This is a genomic window from Salinicola sp., from assembly GCF_982684285.1.
In genome coordinates this window covers 1-4,979 of record NZ_CEXLVS010000280.1, presented here as the reverse complement: position 1 = coordinate 4,979, position 4,979 = coordinate 1, and the positions used below count along the sequence as shown (strand labels likewise).

At 64.8% G+C, this 4,979-nt stretch carries 4 protein-coding genes; 3 read left to right on the top strand and 1 reads right to left on the bottom strand.

Going from position 1 to position 4,979, the window contains the following annotated elements; translation table 11 throughout:
• The 3 genes from AC3AYF_RS18160 to AC3AYF_RS18150 form a co-directional block, all read left to right on the top strand.
• The coding region (locus AC3AYF_RS18160) for a tripartite tricarboxylate transporter permease (RefSeq protein WP_487780138.1) at positions 1–1,387 on the top strand (1,387 nt) is incomplete at its 5' end.
• Complete coding sequence (locus AC3AYF_RS18155; RefSeq protein WP_295041109.1) at positions 1,384–2,439, top strand: Ldh family oxidoreductase; 1,056 nt, start codon at positions 1,384–1,386, stop codon at positions 2,437–2,439. The genes AC3AYF_RS18160 and AC3AYF_RS18155, both read left to right, overlap by 4 nt.
• Before the next feature lie 45 nt (positions 2,440–2,484).
• On the top strand, positions 2,485–3,684 hold the full coding sequence (locus AC3AYF_RS18150) for a fumarylacetoacetate hydrolase family protein (RefSeq protein ID WP_295041107.1): 1,200 nt from the start codon (positions 2,485–2,487) through the stop codon (positions 3,682–3,684).
• A 64-nt stretch (positions 3,685–3,748) separates the two neighbouring features.
• Here AC3AYF_RS18150 and AC3AYF_RS18145 read toward each other — a convergent pair whose 3' ends face one another.
• Positions 3,749–4,678, bottom strand: coding sequence for a LysR substrate-binding domain-containing protein (locus AC3AYF_RS18145; RefSeq protein WP_295041105.1), 930 nt, complete (start codon positions 4,676–4,678; stop codon positions 3,749–3,751).
• Between the last annotated feature and the right edge of the window lie 301 nt (positions 4,679–4,979).

Genomic DNA, 4,979 nt, shown 5'->3' with positions numbered 1-4,979 from the left:
GCTGGTGCCGATCACGTTCTACATGGATGCCACCCCGGCCATTGCCGCCATCGTGGCGACCTCGGCGATGGCGATCTTCGCCGGTGACATTCCCGGCACCTATCTCAACATCCCCGGCACGCCGGCATCTGCGGCCTATGTCGGCGAATCCTATCGTCTCGCCCAGAAGGGCCGCGCCCGGGAAACGCTGGGCACCAACCTGATCTGCTCCGTCATCGGCGGGCTGTTCGGCACCATGGTGCTGGTCTTCGTCTCCCCCTCGCTGGCCGAAATGGCGCTCAACTTCAGCTCGTTCGAGTACTTCTGGCTCGCCCTGCTGGGGTTGAGTAGCTCGATCTTCATCGCCATCGGTTCCCGGGTCAAAGCGTTCCTGTCGCTGACCGTGGGACTGCTGCTGTCGACCGTCGGTCTCGACATGATGAGCGGCGCGCCGCGCTTCACCTTCGGCGTGCCCGACCTGATGGCCGGCATCAATTTCATCCCGGTGATGATCGGCATGTTTGCGCTCAACGAGATCATGATGTTCTACGGCTCGCGGGCCGAAGCGCGCAGCGTCCCGGTAATGGCCAAGGACAGCGTGTTCGCCAACGCCCCGGGGCACGTCAAGACCTACTGGCGCAACATCCTGCGCGGCAGTTCGCTGGGCACGCTGATCGGTGCGCTGCCTGGCGCGGGTGCGGATATCGCCGCGTGGATCGCCTATGCGCTGGGCAAGAGTCGCTCCAAGGAGAAGGAGAAATATGGCACCGGCCATATCGAGGGCATCGTCGATGCCAGCTCCGCCAACAACTCCGGCATCAGCGGTGCCTGGGTACCGGCGCTGGTGTTCGGCATACCGGGCGACACCATCACCGCCATCGTCATCGGCGTGCTCTACATGAAGGGCATGAACCCGGGGCCGACGATCTTCATGAACGGCGGCGGCCAGGTCTATGCGCTGTTCACCGTATTCTTCGTCGCCAACCTGATCATGCTGCCGATCGGCTACCTCGCCATTCGCGCCTCGAAGGTGTTCATCCTGACCCCGCGCAAGCTGCTGATGCCGGTGATTCTGAGCTTCTGCATCGTCGGCGCCTTCGCCATCAACAACTCGATCACCGACATCTGGATCATGCTGATCATCGGGCTGGTGGCGTTCGTGCTGGCCCGCAATGACTTCCCCATGGCGCCGGCGATCCTGGGCCTGGTGCTCGGCGGCACGCTGGAGAACAGCTTCATGAGTTCGATGCTGAAATCCAACGGCGACCTGCTGGCCTTCTTCGAACGGCCGATCAGCGCCGCGCTGGGCGCGCTGGTCATTCTGATCTGGGCGCTGCCCACGCTGATTCGCCTATTCCGACACTGGCGCCGCCCGGCGCAAACCGACCAGACACCGAGGTCCTCATGACACGCTACGACGCCGATACCCTGCGCGCCACGCTGTTCACCTTGTTCACCGAGAACGGCGCCAGCGCCGATGTGGCGGAAACCACCGCGCGCATCCTGGTCGAGGGCGACCTGCTCGGTCACCACACCCACGGCGTGAAACTGGCCAACGGCTATCTCAAGGATCTCAAGGCGGGCCATGCCTGCGGCGATCACAGCCGGCTCGAGATCCAGGAGAACAGCCCGGTCGCGGCGCTGTTCGACGGCCACTACCTGCTGGGTCCGTACCTGGTGCAACGCGCGCTGGACCACTGTCGCGACGCGGCCACTACGTTCGGGATCGGCATGGTCAGTCTCAAGCGGTCGCACCACATCGCGTGCCTGGCGGCGTACCTGCAACCGCTGGTCGAGGCCAACCTGGTTCCGCTGATATTGACCTCGGATCCGGCGGTCGCCTCGGTCGCACCGTTCGGCGGCCTGGACCGGGTCTACACCCCAAACCCGCTGGCGATCGGTATCCCCGGGCGCGAACAGCCGCTACTGATCGACGTCAGCATGTCGACGATCACCAACGGCACCGTGGGCAAGACCCGTGCCGCCGGCGACAGGCTCGGCCACCCGGCGATTCTCACCGGCCACGGCGAGGTCAGTGACGATCCCGAGGACTATTTCGCCTCCCCGGAGGGGAGCATCCTGCCCCTGGGCGAACTCGCCTTCGGCCACAAGGGCTTTGCGCTGGGGCTGATGGTCGAAGCCTTGACGTCGGCCCTTTCCGGCTACGGCCGCAAGGACTCCCCGCAGGGCTGGGGAGCGTCGGTGATGGTCATGGTGATCGATCCGGCCCGTTTCGGTGGCACGGACTCCTTCCTCGACGAGACCGACCACATCGCCAGACGCTGCCTCGGCAGCCGGCCGCGCGATCCCGAGCGGCCGGTGCGCCTGCCGGGTCAGTCCGGCCTCGCCCGCCGCCGGGACTATCTGGACAACGGCATCCCCTTACCACCGGACGTGGTGGAGGCCATGCGCGAGGCCGTGGCAGACTCGTCGCTATCGGGCAATACCGCGTTCGGCTGAAGCAATCCCACTTTCTCTCTCGACTCGACAGGAGCTCACCGCTACATGGCCTCATTCAACGATCCCGACTCCCTTTCCCCGCAACGCCAGGCCGGGCATTGCCTGCCCGACGATGCCGATCGCGCCCTGCTGGTGGGTCGCGTCTGGCTGGAGAGCGCCGGCGGCCGGGCCGGGCCGGCGCCGGTGGCGCTGCGCGGCGATACGCTGGTCGACCTCTCCCGCCACGTGGCCACCATGGCCGACCTGCTGGAACGCGACGACGCGACCTGGCTCGTTCGCGAAGCGCCCGGCGACACCGTCGACACCCTGGCCGAAGTGCTTGCCAACAGCCATGCGGATATACCGCAGGCGCCCTATCTCCTGGCCCCCTGCGACGTGCAGGCGATCAAGGCCTGCGGCGTGACCTTCGCCGTCAGCCTGCTGGAGCGGGTGATCGAGGAGCAGGCCGGTGGCGACCTCAAGCGTGCCGCCGAGCTGCGCGAGGAGATCCAGGCGTTGATCGGTGGCGACCTGTCGCGGATCGAGCCCGGTTCGGAGGAAGCGATGGCACTGAAGGCCGAGCTGCAAGCCCGTGGCGGCTGGTCGCAGTACATGGAAGTGGGCATCGGCCCCGATGCCGAGGTGTTCTCCAAGGCGCAGCCGCTGTCCGCCGTCGGCCACGGTGCGCGAGTCGGCCTGCACCCCGCCTCCCAATGGAACAATCCGGAGCCGGAGATCGTGCTGGCGGTGGACGCCGAGGGCCGGGTGCGTGGCGCGACCCTCGGCAACGACGTCAATCTGCGCGATATCGAGGGGCGCAGCGCCCTGCTGCTGGGCAAGGCCAAGGACAACAACGCCTCCTGCTCGATCGGCCCCTTCATCCGCCTGTTCGACGAACACTTCGGCATCGACGACGTGCGCAACGCCCGGGTCTCGCTACGCATCGAGGGGGTGGACGACGACTTCGTGCTGGAGGGCGAGAGCGACATGCGCGAAATCAGCCGCGATCCGCTCGACCTGGTGGCGCAGACCTACGGTACCCACCACCAGTATCCCGACGGCTTCATGCTGTTCCTCGGTACCATGTTCTCGCCGATCCAGGACCGGGATGGCGAGGGCCAGGGCTTCACCCATCACGTGGGCGACCGGGTGACGATCTCGACGTCCCGGCTGGGCGCGCTGACCAACGTCGTCGATCGCAGCGATCGGCTGCCACCCTGGACCTTCGGTATTCGCGCCCTGCTGGCCCATCTCGGCCAGCGCTGACACGATCGCGAACGCCCCGCCCGCCGCAAGAGCGCAGCGAGCGCCGTCGTCGAACCGACGGCGCTCAGGCGTCGCCGCGCATCAACAGGGTATCGATGAACTCGCCGACCACGTCCGATATCTCTTCCCCCTTGCGGGTCAGCACGCCGTAATAGCCCAGCGGTTCGCCGATCACCAGCGGCAGCGCGGTGAACTTGCCCGCCGAGATCGCGGTCTTGAGCACCGACGTCGGCAGCAGGGCGATGGCGTCCGATGAGCTCACCAGTTGCAGCGTCGTCTGTGTCGACGTGGTTTCCACCACGTTGCGGGGGGAAGCCACGCCCGACTCCGCCAGCGCCACCTCGAACAACCCTCGCATCGGGCTGCTCATGGGATGCAGTACCCAGGGCCAGCGCACGATCTCGCCCAGACCCGGGGGGCGTTCGCACAGCGGATGCCCCGCCCTGACCACGATCGAGACCGGCTCCGCCTGCAGGGGCATGAAGTCGAACAGGTGGTGCTGGGCGTGTTCCGTCACGCGCCCGATCACCACGTCCAGGCGCTTGTACTCCAGGTCCGCCAGCAGCCGGTCGCTGGAGTTCTCGAACAGGCTCACCGCCAGTTGCGGACGCCGCGCCTTGATCGAGGTGATCGCCTTGGGCAGCAGCAGCGGTGCCGCTCCCGGCACCGAGCCGATGACGAGCTTGCCGTACCCTCCCTCCCTCAGCGAGACGAGATCGTCGATCAGGCGATCGGTATCGTTGAGGATGCTGCGGGCGTAGCGCACCAGCAACCGCCCGGCGTCGGTGATCTCCATGTGGCGAGGCTGGCGGTAGAAGAGCGTCATGCCGAAGAAGGTCTCGATGTCCTTGAGCATCTTGCTGGCCGCGGGCTGACTCATGTTCATATGGCGCGACGTGGCATGAAGATTACGGCTTTCATCCAGCGTGACGAGCAGCACGAGGTGCTTGATGCGCAACCAGCCCTTGACGTGAATACGACTATCGTTGGACATCGATACCACCCCGCATAATCCTTTGGTCAAAGACAATAACCCCCGGTTATCGGGGTTGCAAAAAAAACGATTAGCCACCGGCCACGAGCGCCGATTAGGCTAACGAATGACCGGCAATAACCACCCCATACTTTCGACAGATATCCAAAAATGATCTATTGGATTTTTTAAAAAATAAGGCCAAATCTGGCCTCACTATTTTCTATACCACTCATGTATTGACTGAAGCGGAGTATATCTGCGATGAAATTGCAATCATAAACAAAGGAAAAATCATTGCAGTTGATTCTCCCGATGACCT